This is a genomic window from Mesorhizobium sp. WSM4983 (assembly GCF_029625765.1).
Classification (GTDB): domain Bacteria; phylum Pseudomonadota; class Alphaproteobacteria; order Rhizobiales; family Rhizobiaceae; genus Mesorhizobium.
Genome location: NZ_JARTVM010000001.1, coordinates 1280337 through 1300073, shown reverse-complemented (window position 1 = coordinate 1300073; position 19737 = coordinate 1280337). Strand labels below are relative to the sequence as shown.

Annotated in this window: 20 protein-coding genes, 1 tRNA gene and 1 riboswitch; of the genes, 9 read left to right on the top strand and 12 right to left on the bottom strand. The window is 64.8% G+C overall.

What is annotated here, in order from left to right:
* Positions 1-129 precede the first annotated feature (129 nt).
* Positions 130-774, bottom strand: a complete 645-nt coding sequence (locus P9254_RS06385) for an FMN-dependent NADH-azoreductase (protein WP_278054448.1) — start codon at positions 772-774, stop codon at positions 130-132.
* 110 nt (positions 775-884) lie between these two features.
* On the opposite strand from P9254_RS06385, the gene P9254_RS06380 reads away from it, so the two are divergent.
* A complete protein-coding gene (locus tag P9254_RS06380; protein WP_067326806.1) occupies positions 885-1832 on the top strand; it encodes a LysR family transcriptional regulator in 948 nt (315 codons plus the stop codon).
* On the opposite strand, the gene P9254_RS06375 is transcribed toward P9254_RS06380, so the two are convergent.
* Complete coding sequence (locus P9254_RS06375) at positions 1774-2400, bottom strand: TetR/AcrR family transcriptional regulator (RefSeq protein ID WP_067326810.1); 627 nt, start codon at positions 2398-2400, stop codon at positions 1774-1776. The two genes, P9254_RS06380 and P9254_RS06375, sit on opposite strands and share 59 nt — an antisense overlap.
* 66 nt (positions 2401-2466) lie before the next feature.
* On the opposite strand from P9254_RS06375, the gene P9254_RS06370 reads away from it, so the two are divergent.
* Positions 2467-2892, top strand: coding sequence for a VOC family protein (locus P9254_RS06370; protein WP_278054445.1), 426 nt, complete (start codon positions 2467-2469; stop codon positions 2890-2892).
* Between the two features lie 15 nt (positions 2893-2907).
* Here the strand turns inward: P9254_RS06370 and P9254_RS06365 are convergent, their stop codons facing one another.
* The gene (locus P9254_RS06365) at positions 2908-3855 is read right to left on the bottom strand and encodes a S1C family serine protease (protein WP_278054443.1); all 948 of its coding nucleotides are present in this window, start codon (positions 3853-3855) and stop codon (positions 2908-2910) included.
* Between the two features lie 168 nt (positions 3856-4023).
* On the opposite strand from P9254_RS06365, the gene P9254_RS06360 reads away from it, so the two are divergent.
* The 3 genes from P9254_RS06360 (at position 4024) to P9254_RS06350 (ending at position 6522) form a co-directional block, all read left to right on the top strand.
* Positions 4024-4899 (top strand): S1C family serine protease, encoded by an 876-nt coding sequence (locus tag P9254_RS06360; RefSeq protein WP_278054441.1) that lies wholly within the window; start codon positions 4024-4026, stop codon positions 4897-4899.
* A 7-nt stretch (positions 4900-4906) separates the two neighbouring features.
* On the top strand, positions 4907-5551 hold the full coding sequence (locus P9254_RS06355; RefSeq protein WP_278054439.1) for a helix-turn-helix transcriptional regulator: 645 nt from the start codon (positions 4907-4909) through the stop codon (positions 5549-5551).
* Positions 5552-5655: 104 nt separating this feature from the next.
* The gene (locus tag P9254_RS06350; RefSeq protein WP_278054437.1) at positions 5656-6522 is read left to right on the top strand and encodes an SDR family oxidoreductase; all 867 of its coding nucleotides are present in this window, start codon (positions 5656-5658) and stop codon (positions 6520-6522) included.
* Between the two features lie 422 nt (positions 6523-6944).
* On the opposite strand, the gene P9254_RS06345 is transcribed toward P9254_RS06350, so the two are convergent.
* Complete coding sequence (locus P9254_RS06345) at positions 6945-8282, bottom strand: OmpA family protein (RefSeq protein ID WP_278054435.1); 1338 nt, start codon at positions 8280-8282, stop codon at positions 6945-6947.
* 54 nt (positions 8283-8336) lie between these two features.
* Here P9254_RS06345 and P9254_RS06340 point away from each other — a divergent pair, with 54 nt between their 5' ends.
* The 3 genes from P9254_RS06340 to P9254_RS06330 all read left to right on the top strand — a co-directional run bounded on the left by P9254_RS06340 (position 8337) and on the right by P9254_RS06330 (position 10381).
* Positions 8337-9047, top strand: a complete 711-nt coding sequence (locus P9254_RS06340; protein WP_278054433.1) for a hypothetical protein — start codon at positions 8337-8339, stop codon at positions 9045-9047.
* A 315-nt stretch (positions 9048-9362) separates the two neighbouring features.
* Positions 9363-9809, top strand: coding sequence for a YcgN family cysteine cluster protein (locus P9254_RS06335; protein ID WP_278054431.1), 447 nt, complete (start codon positions 9363-9365; stop codon positions 9807-9809).
* A gap of 221 nt (positions 9810-10030) precedes the next feature.
* Positions 10031-10381: a hypothetical protein gene (locus P9254_RS06330; RefSeq protein WP_095779689.1), complete on the top strand. Its 351-nt coding sequence runs from the start codon at positions 10031-10033 to the stop codon at positions 10379-10381.
* A gap of 211 nt (positions 10382-10592) precedes the next feature.
* On the opposite strand, the gene P9254_RS06325 is transcribed toward P9254_RS06330, so the two are convergent.
* Positions 10593-11303 (bottom strand): SIMPL domain-containing protein, encoded by a 711-nt coding sequence (locus P9254_RS06325; protein ID WP_278054430.1) that lies wholly within the window; start codon positions 11301-11303, stop codon positions 10593-10595.
* A gap of 214 nt (positions 11304-11517) precedes the next feature.
* Here P9254_RS06325 and P9254_RS06320 point away from each other — a divergent pair.
* Positions 11518-11593 (top strand) — tRNA-Ile (locus P9254_RS06320).
* Between the two features lie 398 nt (positions 11594-11991).
* Here P9254_RS06320 and P9254_RS06315 read toward each other — a convergent pair.
* From P9254_RS06315 to P9254_RS06285, 7 genes are all read right to left on the bottom strand, one after another.
* On the bottom strand, positions 11992-12762 hold the full coding sequence (locus tag P9254_RS06315) for a hydroxymethylpyrimidine/phosphomethylpyrimidine kinase (RefSeq protein WP_442920295.1): 771 nt from the start codon (positions 12760-12762) through the stop codon (positions 11992-11994).
* A complete protein-coding gene (locus P9254_RS06310; RefSeq protein WP_278054428.1) occupies positions 12732-13337 on the bottom strand; it encodes a thiamine phosphate synthase in 606 nt (201 codons plus the stop codon). The genes P9254_RS06315 and P9254_RS06310 overlap by 31 nt, the downstream gene beginning before the upstream one ends.
* Positions 13334-14107 (bottom strand): thiazole synthase, encoded by a 774-nt coding sequence (locus tag P9254_RS06305; protein WP_278054426.1) that lies wholly within the window; start codon positions 14105-14107, stop codon positions 13334-13336. Before P9254_RS06305 ends, P9254_RS06310 begins: the two co-directional genes overlap by 4 nt.
* 4 nt (positions 14108-14111) lie before the next feature.
* Positions 14112-14309: a sulfur carrier protein ThiS gene (gene thiS, locus P9254_RS06300; RefSeq protein WP_278054424.1), complete on the bottom strand. Its 198-nt coding sequence runs from the start codon at positions 14307-14309 to the stop codon at positions 14112-14114.
* Positions 14306-15274, bottom strand: a complete 969-nt coding sequence (gene thiO, locus P9254_RS06295; protein ID WP_278054422.1) for a glycine oxidase ThiO — start codon at positions 15272-15274, stop codon at positions 14306-14308. Before thiO ends, thiS begins: the two co-directional genes overlap by 4 nt.
* Positions 15271-17091 carry a phosphomethylpyrimidine synthase ThiC gene (gene thiC, locus P9254_RS06290; RefSeq protein ID WP_278054420.1) on the bottom strand — a complete coding sequence of 607 codons (1821 nt, stop codon included), beginning with the start codon at positions 17089-17091 and terminating at the stop codon, positions 15271-15273. Before thiC ends, thiO begins: the two co-directional genes overlap by 4 nt.
* Before the next feature lie 112 nt (positions 17092-17203).
* A riboswitch (TPP riboswitch) is annotated at positions 17204-17315 on the bottom strand.
* Between the two features lie 281 nt (positions 17316-17596).
* Positions 17597-19732, bottom strand: a complete 2136-nt coding sequence (locus P9254_RS06285) for a beta-galactosidase (RefSeq protein WP_067320463.1) — start codon at positions 19730-19732, stop codon at positions 17597-17599.
* Between the last annotated feature and the right edge of the window lie 5 nt (positions 19733-19737).

Sequence of the window (19737 nt, the reverse complement as noted above, 5' to 3'; positions counted from 1 at the left end):
GGTGATCAGCACCAGCGGGAAGAAACAGTCGTTCCAGATCGGCACGGCTCGACGAACATGCAAAAAAAGCAGGCGCCGATCGGCGCCCGCCTTTTCATTCTCAGGGTTTTTCCGTTCTCAGGGCAATGATTACGCGGCCACGGCGATCCCGTCCGCGTTAGCAGCCGCGGCCGCGATCGCATCCACCTTGGCGGTGGCCTTGGCAAGCGCGGCGGTGACCGCGTCGGCGCCCATGCCGACGCCTTCGACGCGGATCACTTCGACGTCCGTCATGCCCAGGAAGGCAAGCACGCCGCGCAGGTAGGGGATGGCGTGATCCATCTGCACCGCGGCACCCTCGGAATAGATGCCGCCCGAAGCAAGCACGATATAGACCTTCTTGCCGGCGACCAGGCCCTTCGGGCCATTCTCACCATAAGCAAAAGTCCTGCCCGAGCGTGCGACGTGGTCGATCCACGACTTCAACGTCGAGGAAATGTTGAAGTTGATGAAACCGGTGGCGAGGATAATCGTGTCGGCCGCGAACAGCTCGTCCAGCACCGCGTCGGACACGCCGACCACCTCGGCCTGACGCGGGCTGCGCGCCTCGGCGGGGGTATAGATGCCGGTGGCGTAGTCGGCATCGATATGCGGCAGCGGATCGGCGACCAAGTCGCGCACGTCAAGTGTGTTGGACGGATCGGCGGCGGCCAGCTTCTGAGCAAGATCGGTGGCGACGCGGGTCGAGTGCGAGGCGGCGCCGCGCGGGCTGGAGGTAACAAGCAGTATGGACATGGCGGTGTCCCCTTTGGTTGGATTGAACTTGCCCGAGCCATATGGGGTTGCGGCTCTATCCGGAAAACTGGTATAATTTGCATGGTACCCATCGAGAATATGGATTGCTCATGCAGCCAAATCCGACGCTCGACCAATTGCAGATCCTGGTGGCGGTGGCCGACACCGGCAGCTTCTCAGCCGCGGGGCGCAAGCTAAACAGGGCGCAATCGGTGGTGAGCTACGGCATCGCCAATCTCGAAGCGCAACTGGGCCTGAAGCTGTTCGAGCGCGAAGGCCTGCGCGAGCCGCAACTGACCGATGTCGGCAAGGCCATGCTGGAGGACGCGCGGCGCATGATCGGCGTGCTGCAGCGCATCCGCTCGCGCGCCGACGGCTACAGGCAAGGGCTGGAGGCGGAAGTAAACCTGTCGGTCGACGTGGCGCTGCCTTCGCCGGCGCTCGTGCGGGTGCTCAAGGCCTTCGAGGCCCAGTTCCCGGCGGTGATGCTGCGCCTCTATATCGGTTCGCTCGGCCTGATCGTCGATCAGGTCGTCAACGGCCAGTCGGACCTCGGCTTTGGCGGCCTGCAAGGCGATGCGGACGTCAATCTGCTGCGCATCGGCTTCATCTCGCTGGTGCCGGCTGCCGCACCCGACCACCCGCTGGCCAAACTGCCGAAGCCAATTGCGATCGAAGATCTGCGCGACCACATCCAGCTTGTCGTCTCCGACCAGTCGGAGCGGACGCGGGGCCGCGACTATGGCGTGTTTGCCTATCGCACCTGGCGGCTGACGGACGTGCGCACCAAGCACGCCCTGATGCGTGAGGGTCTCGGCTGGGGCGGGCTGCCGCGCTGGCTGATTGCCGACGACATCGCCAGCGGGCGGCTGGTCGAGCTCGATCTCGAGCCTTATCGCGAGGTGCGTGCGCCGATGTACGCGATGCACCGCAACGACCGGAGCCCCAAGCCGGCGGCTTCGTGGCTCATCGACGAGTTCAAGCGGCAGCTCGGCTGCTTCAACGAGCTGGAACCGGGCGTTTGGACGGAGGAGGAGCCGGAGACAAGCCGTCCATGAGCGCCATCAGCACGGCGCGATACTCCTCGGCCGATGCGCCGGCCTCGATGGCCAAAGCTGCGCGATCGAAGGCGGCGGCCAGCACCGCGGTCAGCGCCTCGGCCGGCAGCTTGACCATCGAGCGCGCGCGCATGGCTGCGATCAGGCCTTCGCGCAGCGAGCGGTTGCCGTGGCGGTTGTCGATCTCGTCCATCGCCGCGCGGCCAAGCACGGCCGGCCCATCGAGCAGCAAAAGCCGCGTGCGGCCGGGCGCGCGCATCGCGGCGAGATAGGCGTCGGAGCCGGAGATCAAGGCATCGCGGGCCGAGAGCGAGGCGGGCGAGGCGCGGTCGATCTCCGCTGCGACGGTCGCTGCCTCCTGTTCGACGACCGCGGCGAGCAACGCCTGCTTGTCGGCAAAATGATGATAGAGCGCCCCACGCGTCACGCCGGCGGCGGCCACGATCTCCGGCGTGCCCGTCTCCGCATAGGATTTTTCCGTGAACAATTTTCGCGCCGCGCGGATCAGATCGGCGCGCGTTGCCTCGGTGCGGTCGCGGTTGGAGCGGCGTCCAGACTCTGGTTGCATACATACAGCCTGTATGTTAATTGCACTTACATACAGACTGTATGTTGGATGGCAGGAGAAAGAAAGATGAAGACGACCAGCTATTATCCGGTGCTGATGACCGGCGACGTCGCCGCCACGGCGGCCTTTTATGTCGAGCATTTCCGCTTCAAGGTGCTGTTCGACAGCGACTGGTACGTCCATCTGCAGTCGGCCGAGGATCGCCGCGTCAATCTCGGCATCGTCGACGGGGACCATGAGACGATCCCTGAGGAGGGCCGGGGACGCACGTCCGGCCTGCTGATCAATTTCGAGGTCCGCGATCCCGACGCCGTCTATGAGCGCATCGTCGCCGCAGGCCTGCCGATCCTGCGCAGCTTGCGCGACGAGCCCTTCGGCCAGCGCCATTTCATCACCAAGGATCCCAACGGCGTGCTGATCGACGTGATCAAGCCTATTGCGCCGAGCGAAGAATTCCTGGCGCAATACGCCAAAGGTGCGGCCGGGAGCTAGGCCGGACAGCGGGTCTCAGTTCGTCCGCGCCACCGGCGTCACGGCGACCTGGCTGACGCCGGTGCGGCGCACGACGGTGCAGAGCGTCTCGCGACCGATGCGGTCGGCGTCGAGCATGCGCACGAGATCATCGACGCCGGTGACCGGTCGGCCGTCGAGAGCGGCGATGATGTCGCCTTCCTTCAGGCCAGCCCTCGCGGCGGGGCCGTTCTTCTCGACACTGCGCAGGCGCACGGCCGTCTTAGTCGTGACCTGCGAGAGAAGTGCGGCACGGCGCGGCAGGTTGGTCGTATCGGCAGAGACGCCGATGAAGGCGCGGCGCACACGGCCGAAGCGGATGATCTCGGAAATGACGAAATTGGCGGTGTTGGAGGCGACCGCGAAGGCAATGCCTTGCGCGCCGTGGATCATGGCGGTGTTGACGCCGACGACTTCGCCGGCCGACGACACCAGCGGTCCGCCGGAATTGCCGGGGTTGAGCGCGGCATCGGTCTGAATGACGTCGTCGATCAGCCTGCCGGTCGAGGCGCGCATCGAGCGGCCGAGCGCCGAGATGACGCCGGCGGTGACGGTCCATTCGAAGCCGAGCGGATTGCCGATGGCGATCGCGATCTGGCCGCGCCTGAGGCGCTTGGAATCGCCGAGCGGGGCGATGGCGGCGAAGCTGCCGTCGGCGCGCACCAGCGCGATGTCGGTGTCGGGATCGCGGCCAAGCACGCGCCCCTCGCGCGAAGCGCCATCCGGCATCGTGACGCGAACGTCGCGGGCGTCGCCGACGACGTGGGAATTGGTGACGACCAGCCCGTCCTGAGCAATCACGAAGCCCGAGCCATGGCCGCCGGCACCAATGCGCTCGATGCGGCAGACGGCCGGTCCGATTCGATCGACGGCGTCGGCGACCGTCGCCGAGTAGGCGTCGAGCAAGGCGTCCTCGGATTGGAGTTTTTCGGCGGCGAAGGCCATGTTGGCTCCCGTGTAATCTGGCGCAAACGATGCCTATATGTGCGGAGCGGCAGCAATTGCCGCGACCTGACCACATGGCCAGTCAGGCACTCGACTAGCCGTCAGGCGAGTATCCGCGGCGGCGACATAGAGCGATATCTGGGTCACAGAACCCAGGAGATCATCGATATGAGCAACTTCAATCTCAGTGCCTTTTCCGATGCCGTTGCCGATGTCGCGGCGGCCGCCGCGCCGGCGCTGGCAAGCTTCGTTACGCCTCACCACCGCACAGCGAGCGCCTTCCACTGGCGCGACGGCTTCTTTGTTACCGCGGAGGAAGCGGTCGAAGCCGGAGAGGAGATCGAGCTGACGCTGGCCTCGGGCAAAACTGTGAAGGCCGAGCTTGCCGGCCGCGATCCTTCGACGGGCGTTGCCCTGCTGAAGCCGGCTTCCGCCGCCGCCGGTCTGCCGCAACTGGCTGAGGCCGCTGCCGTGCGCCCCGGCAATGTGGCGATCGCCGTCGGCAATAGCGAAGGGGCAGCACTCGCGGTCTTTGGCACGGTCGGCGAGGTCGGGCCCGCCTGGCGCTCGATGCGCGGCGGCGCGATCGACCGCCGCATCAATCTGGCCATCAACACCGGCGGCCGCTTCGAGGGCGGCCCGGTGCTCGATGCCAAGGGCGGCCTGATCGGCATGCTCTTGTTCGGGCCGCGCCGGCGGGCGCTGGTCATGCCTTACGAGACGATCGAGCGGGCGGTTGCGACGCTGCGCGAGAAGGGACATGTCGCGCGCGGCTATCTCGGTGCCGGGCTGCACCCGATCCGCAACAGCGACACCCACGGCGCCATGGTGATGAGCCTCGACGACAGCGGCCCGGCGAAAGCCGCCGGCCTGCATGTCGGCGACATCATCGTCACCTGGAATGGCGAGGCCGTGCATGGGCCGCGCGAGCTGATCCGCAAGCTCGGGCCGGACAGCGCCGGCACCACCGTGACGCTCGGTATCTTGAGTGGCGGCGCTGAGCGCGATGTTTCGATCACCATCGGCGAAAAGCCGTTGAGCTGAGAGGCCGATGGCAAGCAGCGCGATACAAACGATTGCTCGACCGGAGCCGGCAAGCACCCGGCTGACGGTGCTGATCGCGCTCGGCGACGCGGCCCGCGCCGAGCAACTGGTCGATGCGCTTGCGGCGAGCGAGGACCTGCTGCCGATCCTCGCCGGGAGCGGCATGGGTCAAACGGCGGATGTAGCCTTGGTCGATGTGGCTGCTTCGGAAAGCCGGGCCGTGAGCCCCGCAACGCCATGTGTGCTGCTGTCGCGTCGCGCCGGCCATGAAAGGCCGGGCGGCAATGTGTTTGCGACGCTGCCGGCCTCCGCCGACGGCCTGCTGATTGCCGCCGCCTTGCGCTTGGCGGCGTCCGGCTATCGCATCGGCCGGGCAGGACCGTCCGATCTTGGTGCACATGGCGAGTTCCACGCGGGGGTGTCCGAGGACGAGACGCCCGACAACCAGCCCCGCGCGGCGTTGTCGCCGCGCGAAGCTGAAGTGCTGGCGCTGCTGGCGGAAGGCGCGCCCAACAAGGTAATCGCCCGGCGGCTCAACATCTCCGTCCACACGGCGAAATTCCACGTCGCCGCGATCCTGATCAAGCTCGGCGCCGCCAACCGCACCGATGCGATCGCCATCGCGATGCGGCAAGGGCTGGTGCTGGTCTAGACCCTTTCAGCACGACGCTGCGTAACCTCCGACCGGTGCGTTGGGCCTTGCGCCACGGCTGCCCGCCGCGCAAGTTGCCTCACTGTTGCAGAGGGAGCCGAGACATGTCGCTCAAGGGAAAGACGCTATTCATCTCGGGCGGATCGCGCGGGATTGGGTTGGCGATCGCGCTGCGCGCGGCGCGCGACGGCGCCAATATAACGATTGCAGCCAAAACCGCCGAGCCGCATCCGAAGCTGCCGGGCACGATCTACAGCGCGGCCGAAGAGATCGAGCAGGCCGGCGGCAAGGCGCTGCCGGTGCTTTGCGACATCCGCGACGAGGCTCAGGTCGGCGAGGCGGTGGCAAAGACCGTCGAGCGGTTCGGCGGCATCGACATCTGCGTCAACAATGCCAGCGCCATCCAGCTTACCGGCACGCTGGAGACCGACATGAAGCGCTACGATCTGATGCACCAGATCAACACGCGCGGCACGTTCCTGGTGTCCAAAATGTGCATTCCACACCTGAAGTTGGCAAACAATCCTCACATCCTGAATCTGGCGCCGCCGCTCGACATGAAGGCCAAGTGGTTCAAGAACCACGTCGCCTACACGATGGCCAAGTTCGGTATGTCGATGTGCACGCTCGGCATGAGCGCCGAGTTCGCCAAAGACGGCATCGCCGTGAATTCCTTGTGGCCGATCTCGACCATCGACACGGCCGCCGTGCGCAATCTCCTGGGTGGCGCCACGGTGGCTGCGATGAGCCGCTCGCCCGACATCGTGGCCGATGCCGCGCGCGCGATCTTCCTGCGGCCGGCGCGCGAGGCGACCGGCAATTTCTACATCGACGAAGAGGTGCTGCGGGCCGAGGGCGTCACGGACTTTTCGGCCTATGCGCCAGGCGCGGCAGATCAGCTTGCCGGCGATTTTTTCGTGCCGGACGAGGTGTTCGCCAACTCGCCGACGAAGGTCAGAAGGATCTATTGACAGCCCGCGGCCGCCTCATTCCGCCGCGCCCTTCCTGCCTTTCGCCGGAATTCGACGCGAGTTCGAGACGCTTCCTGAGATGTTCCGGGGCGGTTTCGCTCTGATCTACGCAATTCCGGACGCTGCGCATTTTCCTGGAATTGCTCTCTGGGGTTCGGCCGTATTTCCGGCAGGTGGGCTTATTTTTCAAGGTAAAAGCCCCGCCGGAGAGGGGCGCCGGCGGGGCTCATGTGTCCCGCTGGAGTCGGGACAGGGCAGGGAACGCCCTGACTGGAATCTGGGTGCCGCAATGCGGCGATTCAATGAGCACGGCGGGATGAGCGGGACAATTCTTCTTGAATTTCAAGAGAAAGGGCCCGTCCGGATCCGGACGGGCCCTTTCTTGTCGCGCTGCTTCCGAAAATCGGCTCAGGATCTTGAAGTCATTGCTCGTTGCTCGCCACAGGCGCCACCAGCGAGGTGATGCGGCGGATGGCGACACGACGGTTCTCGCGGTTCGGGCTAGACGTATTCACCTTGAGATATTCCTCGCCATAGCCCTGTGTCGTGAGGTTCTCGGCCGGGACGCCGAAAGCGTTGGTCAACGCTTCGGCGACCGCCTCGGCACGCTGATCCGACAGTGCGAGGTTCGCGTCAGGCGTACCGACGGCGTCGGTGTGGCCCTCGATCAGGAAGGTCTCGGCCGGGTTCTTCTTGAGAAGTTTGTCCATGGCAGTGGCCACGCCTTCGAGCTTCTGCACTTCGGTGTCGGAAAGAGTCGCCGAGCCGAAATCGAAGTTGAGCGTGTCGAGGTCGATACGACGGGCGATGTCGCGCACGCGGGCCGAGCGCTTGACCTCGTCGATCGAGTAGAGACGCTGGACCCTCTCTACCGGCGGCTGCTCGAGGAAGGTGTAATACTCGTCCGGATCCTCGACTTCTTCCGAATCCAGGATGTAGTCCCGACGCGATATGTCGAGACGCATCGGCGGCAGGTCGTCGCCTGGATCGCGCCAGTCGTCGACATCCTGGTAATAGCGCTCGTCGACATAGCTCAGCACATATTCGCGCCCGTCAGGCGTGATGCGCGAACGCTGGACGATGTCGCCATTGCGGTTGCGGATGGTGACGATCTTGACGCCATTCTCGCGCTCCACGGTCTCGCGGGTGCGGCCGCGCGGCAGATCCTCGTAATAGACATCCCTGGCGCCACGGGTGATGCGAGGAGCCTCGTTGCTTTCCACGAAAGTCTGGTTGTTGAACTGGAGGATCACGCGGTCGCCGAACTGCTTCACCACATCCGCGCCCTGGGGCCGGCGGCGCTCGCGGACCACCTGCTCGGGCGTAAGCTCGATCCGCTTGCCCTTTTCCTCGGTGACCGGAACAAGCTTCTCAGGCTTGATCGCCTGCTGGGCCGCCTTGTCGTCGGTGGGCGGCGGCCCCTGATCGACCGCGGCAGGCCGCTGCTCGGCCTGATTGCCGCCCTGCTGTCCAACTTGGTTGCCGCCTTGCTCGACACCGGCCTGGCCATTCTCGTTCTGGCCGGCCGGCTGGCGGCCCTTGCGCTTGCGAACGACATCCTTCTGGCTGTCGAGAATGGGAGCCTCGTTCGCGTTGGCAGGGGCTTCGCCCTGTGCGGCAGCGCCGGCGTTCGCGCCGCCTTCAGCCGGCTGCTCACCGGTAGCGGGCTGGCTCGTTGCCTGGCCTTCGCTGGAGGGCTGCTGGGTCGAAGGTTGCTCTCCCGTCACCGCCTGACCGGTGCCGGGCTGCTCGCCGACCATCTTTCTGCGCTTCTTGGTCTTGTCCGAAGGCTGTTCGCCTTCGGCCGGTGCTGCTTGCTGATTGTCTTGCTGGGGCTCGGCCTGCTGTGCCTCGCCGGCAGGGGCTTCGGTCTTCGGCGCCTGCTCGGCCGGTGCGGTCTCGGTTTGCTGCTGATCCCGCTTCTTCCTGCGCAGCTTGTCCTGCGGCGTGTTGTCGTTGGCGGGCGCCGCCTGTTCGGCAGGCTGCTCGGCCGGTGCGGTTTCGGTTTGCTGCTGCTGGCGCTTCTTCCTGCGCGGCTGCTGTTCGTCGCTCGCCGGCGCCGCCTGTTCGGCGGGCTGCTCTGCCGGCGCCGTTTCGGTTTGCTGCTGCTGGCGCTTCTTCCTGCGCGGCTGCTGTTCGTCGCTCGCCGGCGCGGCCTGTTCGGCCGGCTGCTCGGCCGGTGCGGTTTCGGTCTGCTGCTGGCGCTTCTTCTTGCGCGGTTGCTGCTCGTCAGTCGCAGCCTGTCCGCCCTGATCGGCAGGGGCTGCCTCGATCTGCTGCTGTTGATCGCGTTTCTTGCGCGGTTTGAGCTGCTGCTCCGCCGGGGCCGCCTCTTCCGCCTGGCCGGACTGCTGCTGGTCCTGCCGCTTCCGGCGCGGCTTCTGCTCGGGCTCGGCGGACTGTTCGGCCGGCGCCGATTCCGTCTGCTGCTCGCGCTTCTTTTTCCTCGGCTGCTCGGCTTGCCCCTGCTGGCCTTGCGCACATTCCTCAGCCGATTGGCCTTCGGCGCAGTTCGACTGCGCTAGGATAAACGGCGTCCCCCGCGAAGGGCCGAGATCGGCCTGCAGCGGATACGCGCCCAACGGCGCGGATGCCATTAGCAGGCCGATTGCCGTACCTGCCAGAATCCGTGGTTGGCGTTTCATATCGATTTTCTCCTACTGGGGTCCCATCGCTGCCCAAACTTTCAACAGCATCAATTGGTTCCGCCGGGCATTGTTGTCAGCCAAGGATGCCCGGCCGGCCTTTTGAAGGCAATTTCGTGTTTTTCTAATGTTGATACTGGGTCACTGTGACAGCAGTGCTTGACCGACAGGTCCCGGAGGGCCAAATCCAGCCGCATGAATGCGCCATTTTGGAAAACCAAGACTCTCGAGGCCATGACGCCGGCCGAATGGGAATCACTCTGTGACGGCTGCGGCAAATGCTGCCTGTCCAAGCTCGAGGACGAGGATACCGGCGAAATCTATTGGACGAGCGTCGGCTGCCGGCTGTTCGACGCCGAAAAATGCCTGTGCTCGGATTATGCCAACCGGTTGGCGCGCGTGCCCGATTGCGTCGGCCTCACACCGCAGAATGTGCGCACCATCACCTGGCTGCCCAAGACATGCGCCTACCGGCTCGTCGCCGAGGGAAACGACCTCTATTGGTGGCACAAGCTGGTTTCGGGAAGCGCCGAGACCGTGCATGAGGCCGGGATTTCGATCCGCGGCCGGGTGAAGGCCAAGGAAACGGATCTCGCCGAGCCGGACGACTATTTTGATTATGTGCTTGATGACGAACCCTGACGGGTTCGCATCTTGAAACTTGAGGGAACTGGGGCCGCGGTGACGCGTTCCCCGCGTCAGATTTGGAAGTGCATTCGGGTGAGGGGTTTTGCCTTTCTTCCACATGAACCGGACATGAACGGCCGGTTCGCACAAAGTTCAGACACAAAAAGGCATTTTGTAATCATTGGTTCGCCAATCATCCGTTCAAGGGCGAGAGGCCCACAACAAGGAGAGAGACAATGTTCAACCAGATCAAGACGGCAGCCCTTTCGGCCCTTGTCGGGCTTGGCACGCTCGGCGCCATCCCGGCGGCGCATGCGGACAGCCTCTATCTCGGCTTCGGCAACAATCACGATCCGCGCTTCGGCGTCTACACCGGCGATGATGGCTATTACCGCCGCGATCGCGACTGGCGCCGCCGCGGCTGTTCGCCGGACCGCGCGCTCGACAAGGCCGAGCGTATGGGCCTGCACCGCGTCCGCATCGTCGACATCAGCCGGCGAACGGTGAAGGTGGCCGGCCGTCAGTATGGCGACCGCGTGGTGGTGGTCTTCGCCAACGAGCGTGGCTGCCCGATCATCTATCGCTGAGGCCTTTCTGGAGCCTGCGAGGACAGGTTGGGCATGATCCTCTGCAGGACCAGCTGACCTTCTGCGAGGTCGGGAGCAGGATGACTCTCGCCGACGTCACCTGTGAGTAGTGGAGCCCCTTCGGCCAGTGCTGAAGCGTGGCTCAGATAAACCCCGGAGGATCGGTCCTCCGGGGTTTTGTTTTTGTCGGATTACCAAAGCGGCGGGCAAGCTATTTCAGCTCGAACGTGACGGTCACCTGGACGGTGTAGGAATTCTCGCCGGCCTGCACCGGCACGGCGGCGCGGGCGGCATCGAAAGCCTTGGCGTTCAACGGCATCGGCGCCGGCGCGACGTTCTGGTCGGTGATCTCGATCACCTTGCCAAGGTTGACGCCGGCGGCCGCGGCGAGCGTCTTGGCCTTGGCGAGCGCGTCGGCAACCGCCTTCTTGCGCGCCTCGGTGATGGTGGCCTTCGGATCATCATTGGTGAAGGCGATGCCGCCGCCCTGGTTGACCCCGAGCGACACCGCCTTGTCGAGGATGTCGCCGGTCTTGTCGACGTCGCGCACGCGCACCGACAGTGTGTTCGTCACCTGGTAGGCAACGAGTTCGGCTTCCTGGCTGCCGTCCGCCTTGTTGGTGTAATTGTAGCGCGGATTGATCTGGATGCCGGCTGTCTGCAGGTCGCGATCGGCAATTCCGGCCGATTTCATCGCCGCGATCACGGCCGCCATGGCATCATTGTTGGCATCAAGCGCGGCGCGCGCGGTCTTTGCCTCACGCATGACGCTGAGCGTCAGGATCGCCATGTCCGCAGCGACAGTCGCTTCGCCTTCGCCCGAGACGACAATTCGCGGAGGCGGCTGGGTGTCGGCGGCGCTTGCCAGCGCCGGAAACGCGATCGCGGCAGCGAGCGCGACAGGCAAAAGATATTTGGTCATGAAAACTCCTCGAAATCTGCGATCCGGTATCACCTCTGCCCAGACTCGAAAAAGGCATCGATTCCCGGCGTTGCGGGCAGTCCGGACCAGTTCACGCGCCTGATGGGCGCGCACACCGCTGTACGGAGCGAATATGAGCTGATTTTGGCATTTGCCGCCAGCGCTTTCGAAAGCCTTGTGCCGGGCGGCGAAAAACACTAAGCCAGCCCGCGTGGGGCCTGTAGCTCAATGGTTAGAGCCGGCGGCTCATAACCGCTTGGTTGGGGGTTCGAGTCCCTCCGGGCCCACCATAACCTTTGATTTCGTTGCCGAAAATTGAGCGAAGCCAGAAACTTCCGGGCCCGTTGACGGGCTGGGCAAAAGGCGATCCCCGCGTTTGCTCCCGTCAAGTTGGAGGCGCAGCACCATCGAGTGACTAACCACCATTGCCCGGACGACACAAGCCTACACTGGCGCTGCATGCCCATGCTGGAGGCCAAACTCGGGGCCGCCACTTGTTACCGTTCGCTTCCGGCCGCTTCCAGATTGTTGGGGTAGCATCTTATGAAGCGAGGTGAATAGCAGACGGTAACGAGTTGATGCCCTTGATCTCCAAGGTTTGTTAGATCGCCGGCTCGGACCTGGAGGGCATGCGCCTCTGACCTCCTGGGAATCGGTCAAGATGCGCATTGCGCTCGCCCGTTCAACGTCATCGCGCCCCACGAAGGAGTTCAAGAACATAGGTCTTGGCGCCCCGTACCGCCGCCTCCAACGGCAGACCTTGAGCTAACGATGCTGCGATGGCGCTGGACAGCACGCAGCCGGTGCCACGCATCCCCCGATGGACGCGAGGCGCTTCGACCCGAACTGCGCGACGGTCCGGCTGCATGAGAAAGTCATTCGCTTGATCTCCGTGCGCGTGCCCGCCCTTGACGAGCACGGCGGTCCCCACCCTCGCCAACAGGTCCTCGCCTTGAACGCACGCGCCTTCTTCGTCCTTCGCAGGGCCTGCTCCCACCAACCTTGCGAGCTCGATCAGGTTGGGGGTCACGAGCCGGCAGAGCGGCATCAGATCACGGCGCAACAGGTCGACGGCATCGTCCTCCAGCAACCCGCGTCCCGAGGTCGAGGCAAGCACAGGGTCGAGGACCACCGGCACCTTCGGATGGGCCGCCAGGACAGAGCCGACCGCCTCAATGGCTGCCGCGGTCCCCAGCATGCCGATCTTGACCGCTGCGACCGGATTGGCAGCAAAGGCAGCGCGCATCTGGGCGGCGATAAGCTGCGGCGGCATCTGCTCGATGTGTTCGACGGCCGAGTGCGTCTGGACGGTCACGGCCGTGACGGCGAGGCAACTGCGCAGTCCAAAGGCGGATACGGTCTCGACGTCTCGGGCTGTTCCCGCGCCGCCACTTGAATCGCAGCCGGCGACGATCAGCACATGCGGCGTCAACGCCATTGGGCTGTCGCCGCCAGCCATTCAGCCGTCCGCGCCTCGGGGTGCGTGTTGCGGGTGATGTCGGTGACGACCGCCGCACTTTGGGCGCCGTGCGCGAAGACACCGGCTACGCGCTCGACGGTGAGCCCGCCGATGGCCACAAGCGGAAGTTCGCCTACGCGCTGCTTCCAGGCGGCGATGCGGTCCAGCCCCTGCGGATCCCATTTCATCGCCTTGAGAATGGTCGGGTAGATCGGTCCGAACGCGACATAGTCCGGCTCGGCTTGGAGCGCGGTTTCGAGTTCGGCGCCGTCGTGAGTGCTGAGGCCCAGCCTCACGCCCGCCCTGCGGATCGCCTTCACATCAGCCTCCGCCAGATCTTCCTGGCCGAGGTGAACGAAATCGCAATCTTCCTCGATCGCAAGGCGCCAGTAGTCGTTGACGATGAGCTGGCAGCCGTGGCTGTCACAGACTGCCTTCGAGGCGCGAATTTCTCGGCGCAGCGAAGCTTCGTCCTGGTCCTTAGTGCGCAGCTGCACCAGCTTCACGCCGAGCGGCACCAGACGTTCGATCCAAGCGGCGGAATCGACGATCAGGTAAAACGGATCGAGCTTCATGAGAATGCTGCCATGCCGATGACGGGGGTGGAGGGAACGGCCATGTCGCGCGGCTCGAGCAGGCCGGCGCAATAGGCCTCGCGGCCGGCCTCGACCGCCTTGCCGAAGGCCGCGGCCATGGCGGCGGGATCGCCTGCCCTGGCGACGGCCGTGTTGAGCAACACCGCGTCGTAGCCGAGCTCCATCACGGCCGCGGCATGCGAGGGCCGGCCGATGCCGGCATCGACAATCAGCGGAATGCCGGGGAAATGGCCGCGCAGGTTTCGCAGCGCATCGGGGTTCTGCGGCCCGCGGGCGGAGCCGATCGGCGCGCACCAGGGCATCAAGAGCCTGCAGCCGGCGTCGAGCAGGCGCTCGGCAACGATGAGGTCGTCGGTCGTATAGGGAAACACGTCGAAGCCTTCCGAGGCAAGGATCCTTGCGGCTTCGACCAATCCGAAGACGTCGGGCTGCAGCGTATCGTGGTTGCCGATCACTTCCAGCTTGATCCAGTCGGTGCCGAACACCTCGCGCGCCATCCGCGCCGTGGTGACCGCTTCCACCACCGAGTGGCAGCCGGCGGTGTTGGGCAGCACGCGAACGCCGAGCGACTGGACAAGCGACCAGAACTGGCCGCCGGCTTTGCCGCCGGAGGTTTCGCGACGGAGCGACACGGTGACGATCTCCGTGCCGGACGCTTTCACCGCCTCCGCCATGATGGCAGGCGAGGGGTAAAGCGCGGTGCCCAGCAGAAGGCGGGACGAGAGTTTCTGTCCATAGAACTCGAGCATGGGATCAGCCTCCCTTCATCGGTGAGAGGATTTCGATGCGGTCGCCATCGGTGAGCCGGCAGCGGTCCCGTTCCCTGGCCGGTACGACGTCACCGTTCAGTGCGGTTGCCAGCCAGCCGCCTTGGAAATCGAGTTCGCTGAGCAGCGCGGCAAGTGTTTCTGCTGCGACTTCATGGGCTTGGCCGTTAACGGTGAGCTTCAAGGGCAAACTCCTTTGCTCCAGGATCCCAGGATGAGGTCGGCTGCCCGCCGCGCCATGGCCGGGGCGAGCAGGAAGCCGTGGCGGTAGAGGCCGTTGATGCGAATATTCCCGCCGTCGCGCTCGACGCGAGGCAAGTTGTCGGTGAATGCGGGACGCACGCCAACACCGGTTTCGACCAGCTCGGCTTCGCCGAATGCCGGATGCAGCGCATAGGCGGCGCCGAGCAGCTCCATGGTCGAGCGCGCGGTGATCGGGCCTTTGGCATCGCATTCGATCATCGTCGCGCCGACCATGAACAGGTTTTCCGCGCGGGGCACTACATAGACCGAGATGCGCGGATGAAGCAGCCGCACTGGCCGGGCCAGCGAGATCTCGCCCGTTCGCAGCATAAGCATCTCGCCGCGCACGCCGCGCAGTTCCGGTCGCCTGTCACCGCTGCCGGTGCAATCCACCTCAATATCCTGAGATGCGGGCGCCGAGCTGCGGCCGAACTCGACGCGCGCGCCCATCCCGCGCAGCTTGTCGCGCAGGGAAAGCAGCGCCTTGCGTGGGTCGAGATGCGCTTCCTCAGCAAAATACAACCCACGTCGAAACCGGCCGTCGAGGGCCGGCTCGAGTGCCGCGATTTGGCTGGCGTCCAACTGCCTGAAGCCGGACGTTCGGCGGCCGAACCGGTCGAGTTCGCCGGCATCGCGCGCAGACGCCAGCACCAGCGTGCCGCGGCGCGAGACATGGCCGGGCAAGGCCGCGTCCCACCAATCGGCTGCGTCGCGTCCGAGCGTCAGCACCGTCTCTTCGGCGCTCTCGCGCTCGCACCAGGGCGCGAGCATGCCGCCGGCCTGCCAGGAGGCATTGCCGGCGATCTCGAGGCGTTTCTCGACAAGGGTCACCTCGGCGCCGCGCGTTGCCAGCTCGTGCGCGAGTGTCAATCCGGCGACGCCAGCGCCGCGAACGAGCACCTTCATGGGGTGTCCGTGCGCTCGGAGGTGCTGTCGACCGGTATATAGAGATCGCCGCCGTCGCGGTACTTCGCCGCCATGGCCGCGAGCCCTTCCTTCTGCGCTTCCGCGCGGATGTCATGCGACATCCGCATCGAGCAGAATTTGGGACCGCACATGGAGCAGAAATGCGCCACCTTGTGCGCCTCCTTGGGCAGGGTTTCGTCGTGGAAGGCGCGCGCCGTCTCCGGATCGAGCGACAGGTTGAACTGGTCCTCCCACCGGAACTCGAAGCGCGCCCTCGACAACGCGTCGTCCCTGACCTGGGCGGCCGGATGGCCCTTGGCGAGGTCGGCGGCATGAGCGGCGATCTTGTAGGTGATGACGCCAGTCTTGACGTCGTCGCGGTCGGGCAGGCCGAGATGCTCCTTCGGCGTGACGTAGCAGAGCATCGACGTTCCGAACCAGCCGATCATCGCCGCGCCGATGCCCGATGTGATGTGGTCATAGCCCGGCGCGATGTCGGTGGTGAGCGGCCCGAGCGTGTAGAACGGCGCTTCGCCACAGACCGCGAGCTGCTTGTCCATGTTTTGCTTGATCTTGTGCATCGGCACGTGGCCGGGGCCCTCGATCATCACCTGGCAGTCCTTGGACCAGGCGATCTTGGTGAGCTCTCCGAGCGTTTCCAGCTCGGCGAACTGGGCCGCGTCATTGGCATCGGCGATCGAGCCGGGGCGAAGGCCGTCGCCGAGCGAGAACGCCACGTCATAGGCCCGGGCGATGTCGCAGATCTCCTCGAAATGCTCGTAGAGAAAACTCTCCTGGTGGTGATGCAGGCACCACTTGGCCATGATCGAGCCGCCGCGCGACACGATGCCGGTGACGCGGTCGACGGTCAGCGGGATATAGGGCAGGCGCACGCCGGCATGGATCGTGAAATAGTCCACGCCCTGCTCGGCCTGCTCGATGAGGGTGTCGCGGAACACCTCCCAGGTCAGTTCCTCGGCGACGCCGCCGACTTTCTCCAGCGCCTGGTAGATCGGCACCGTGCCGATCGGCACCGGCGAATTGCGCACGATCCATTCGCGGATGTTGTGGATGTTGCGCCCGGTCGAGAGGTCCATTACCGTATCGGCGCCCCAGCGGATCGCCCACACCATCTTCTCGACCTCTTCGGCCATCGACGAGGTGACGGCGGAGTTGCCGATATTGGCGTTGATCTTGACCAGAAAATTGCGGCCGATGATCATCGGCTCGCTTTCCGGGTGGTTGATGTTGGACGGGATGATGGCGCGGCCGCGCGCCACCTCGTCGCGCACGAATTCCGGGGTGACGAAATCGGGGATCGCGGCGCCGAAGCTCTCGCCATCGCGCTGGAGTTTCGAACGCAACTGCTCCCGGCCGAGGTTCTCGCGGATGGCGACGAACTCCATCTCAGGCGTGATGATGCCGGCGCGCGCATAGGCGAGCTGGGTGACGGCGCGGCCGCCGGCCGCGCGCAACGGTCTGTTGCGAACCGGGAATTCCGGCGTCAGGCGATCGGCTGAGACGAAGCCGTTGTCTTCCGGCTTGATCGTGCGGCCCTCGTAGCGCCCCACGTCTCCGCGCGCCTCGATCCATGCCTCGCGCAGCCGTGGCAAGCCACGCTCGATGTCGGTTTTCACCGTGGCATCCGTGTAGGGGCCGGACGAGTCGTAGACAGTGACCGGCGGCTCGCCGGCGCTCGGGTGGACCGAGATCTCGCGCATCGGCACCCGCAGCTCCGGGTGAAGCTGACCGGGTTTGTGGACCTTCTTCGAAGCTGGGAGTTCGCCGACGGTGACGGTCGGGGTGTGGGCATTCATGAGTGAGCCTCCTTGCTCGAGTGCAACGGAGACCCAGTCCACGCGATGAGGAGGAAGTGACGCTTCGCTTAGAATGCGGGCACTGCCCGAATGCCGAAGCCGGATTGCCGACCCGCGAAGCCTCGCACCGTCCCTACGCCAGTATGAACTGGATCAGGTTCAACGGGTCACTGCGCGCGATAGCAGTATCTCAGCCCCTTGCCGGGACTCCCCTGGTGAGGCGCCTAGGTTGGACGATGCGACGCTATCCTGTCAACTCGACTTCATGACTTCTCCAGCCTCGAACAAGCGACGAGAAGTGGCGCAGCCACGCAGCTTTGGTCGAGCATCTCTTACATCGACGCCCATTGAGCCACGACCTTGCGCGCGTCGAGCTGGCAGTCGGGGCCCACTTGTCATCCGCCAAGGAAACGCTTTTGCGATCCCTTGTGGCGGCGGATTGAAGAACGCATTTTTCGCCTCGAAGAGCATCTGTTCGGCGTCTATGGACGCTGGTTCGATTTGTTCAGGACCGAATTATTGCGCAGCCGTAAGGGTCGAGTTGCAGCGTTCCTTCAACGGCCTTGCCCGTCAGCAGGTCGAGGCCCTTTGGGACGTCGGTTACGATCACGGCGACTTCCGTGGTGTTCAGCACGAACATCAGCCGGCGGTCGTCGGCTTCCCTGACAGAGACCTCCACCCCGGCAGGCAGGTCGGGCAGCAAAGGCGCTATACCGGCTTTGGCCAGCACGACATCGACAAGCTTCTCCGTCAGTTGCGGCGTGAGATACGTGCCGACATAGACAACCCGACCTTGCCCGACCTTGCGGGCGGTGATTGCCGGAGAGCCGGCGGCGAAGCGGTTCGACCAGACGCCGAGCACCTCGGTGTCAGGCGCTACGTCAAGCACCTCGTACAAATGCGCAGCCTGGAATTCTTCATTGCCAAGGGTGAACAGGTATTTGCGTTCCGCGGACGAGGCCGGGAGGGGCGGCGGTGCATAGGTGCCCATCGGAGCCGGACGAAACAGCGGAAACAGGCCGCTGGCGCCTTCGGGAACGACGCGGCCGAACTCCGCCACCCTGACGCCGCTCAGGGCTGCAAGGGCCTTGCCGGGGGCCTGCTCGCGAATGATGTGGTTGTTCTCGTCCCTCGTCCCGCTCAATGCCGACAGGATCAGCGTACCGCCGTGGCGGACGAAGGTTTCGACAGCCTCGTTCCATTCATCCTTCCACATCACCCAATGCGGGACGTAGAGCGCCTTGAGCCGCGAAAGATCGTCTTCGGGATGAATGAACCCGCATGCAATGCCGTTCTGATAGCAGTGGCGATGAAACAGCGTCGCGTCTTCGAGCGGACTGGGGAGGCCGATCGGATAGGTCTTGTGAGCCTCCTGGTTATCGAAGTCCGCGCCGGCGATGCCGAGGTCCATGCGCACTGCGGTGCCAAGAATCTGCTCCTTCGCGGCGGCGATCTCATGGAAGAAGCGGCTCGCCTCGTCATAGCGGCGGCGCGGCACGTCGTCGTGATCGATGACGCCCATCCAGTAGATCTCGGCGCCGAAATGCGCGGGACGCCAACGAAAGAACATGACACCGTCGGCGCCGCGCGCCACCGAAGTCATGGCCATGCGACGCATCTCGCCGGGCTCCGGCGTCATCGTCGAGAAGCCGGGCTGGCTGCCGAAGCCCGAGGCCTGCTCCGGAACGATGAAGTTGCCGGAATAGGCGCGGCATATATCGAGATGGAGGGCCTGGGTCGCCGCATGCCCGCCGGTTCGGCGCATCTCGTCATAGAGCATCGGATAGATGTCGAAGCCGATGAAATCGAGGTCCTGTCCGAACTGACCGCGGAAGTCGATGTCGGCAAGCTGGCCAAGATTGTGGAAGATGAACCAGTCCGGATTGGCGGCGCGCAGGATCTCGACCTGGTCGTGTTGGAAGGCCGCGGTCGCGGCGGCCAGAAAGCGATGGTAGTCCTGCACGTGGCCGGGGCTGGGGTAGGACGGCATGAGCGGTCTCGGCAGGTCGATCTGCGAGAAATCGTCGTAGGCCGTCGCCCAGAAGTGGCCGCCCCAGGCGAAGTTCAACGCCTCAATGGTGCCATAGGCCTTCTGCAGGTATTTCTGGAACTCCAGCCTTGTCGAAGGCGCGAACGATTCCGACACCGTGGTGTTGAGCTCGTTGTCCGTCTGCCAGCCGATCACACGCGGGTTGTGCCGATAATGCTCGGCCATGGCGCGGGTGATGCGGCGGCTGTGGGCGCGGAATACCGGGCTTGTGGTGTCGGCATGCTGGCGCGATCCGTGGCTTGAGGCCCGCCCGTTCATGTCAACGCGCAGCACTTCGGGATAGTTGACGGTGAGCCAGCGGGGAGGGGTGGCTGTCGGCGTGCACATGATCGTGTCGATCCCCGCGCGGCCGAGAAGTTCGATCGCGCGATCGAACAGGCCGAACTCGAACTTGCCTTCGCGGGGCTCGAAAATGTGCCAGGCGAACTCTCCCATACGCACTGTGTTGACGCCGGCGGCAGCCATGCGCTCGGCGTCACGCTGCCAGCAGCCTTCGTCGACATGTTCGGGGTAATGAGGTGCTCCAAGCAGAAAGCGGTCAAGATTGAGGGGCCGCCATACGGATAGCGGAGCGGGCTCTTTGCGGTTCATGCGTA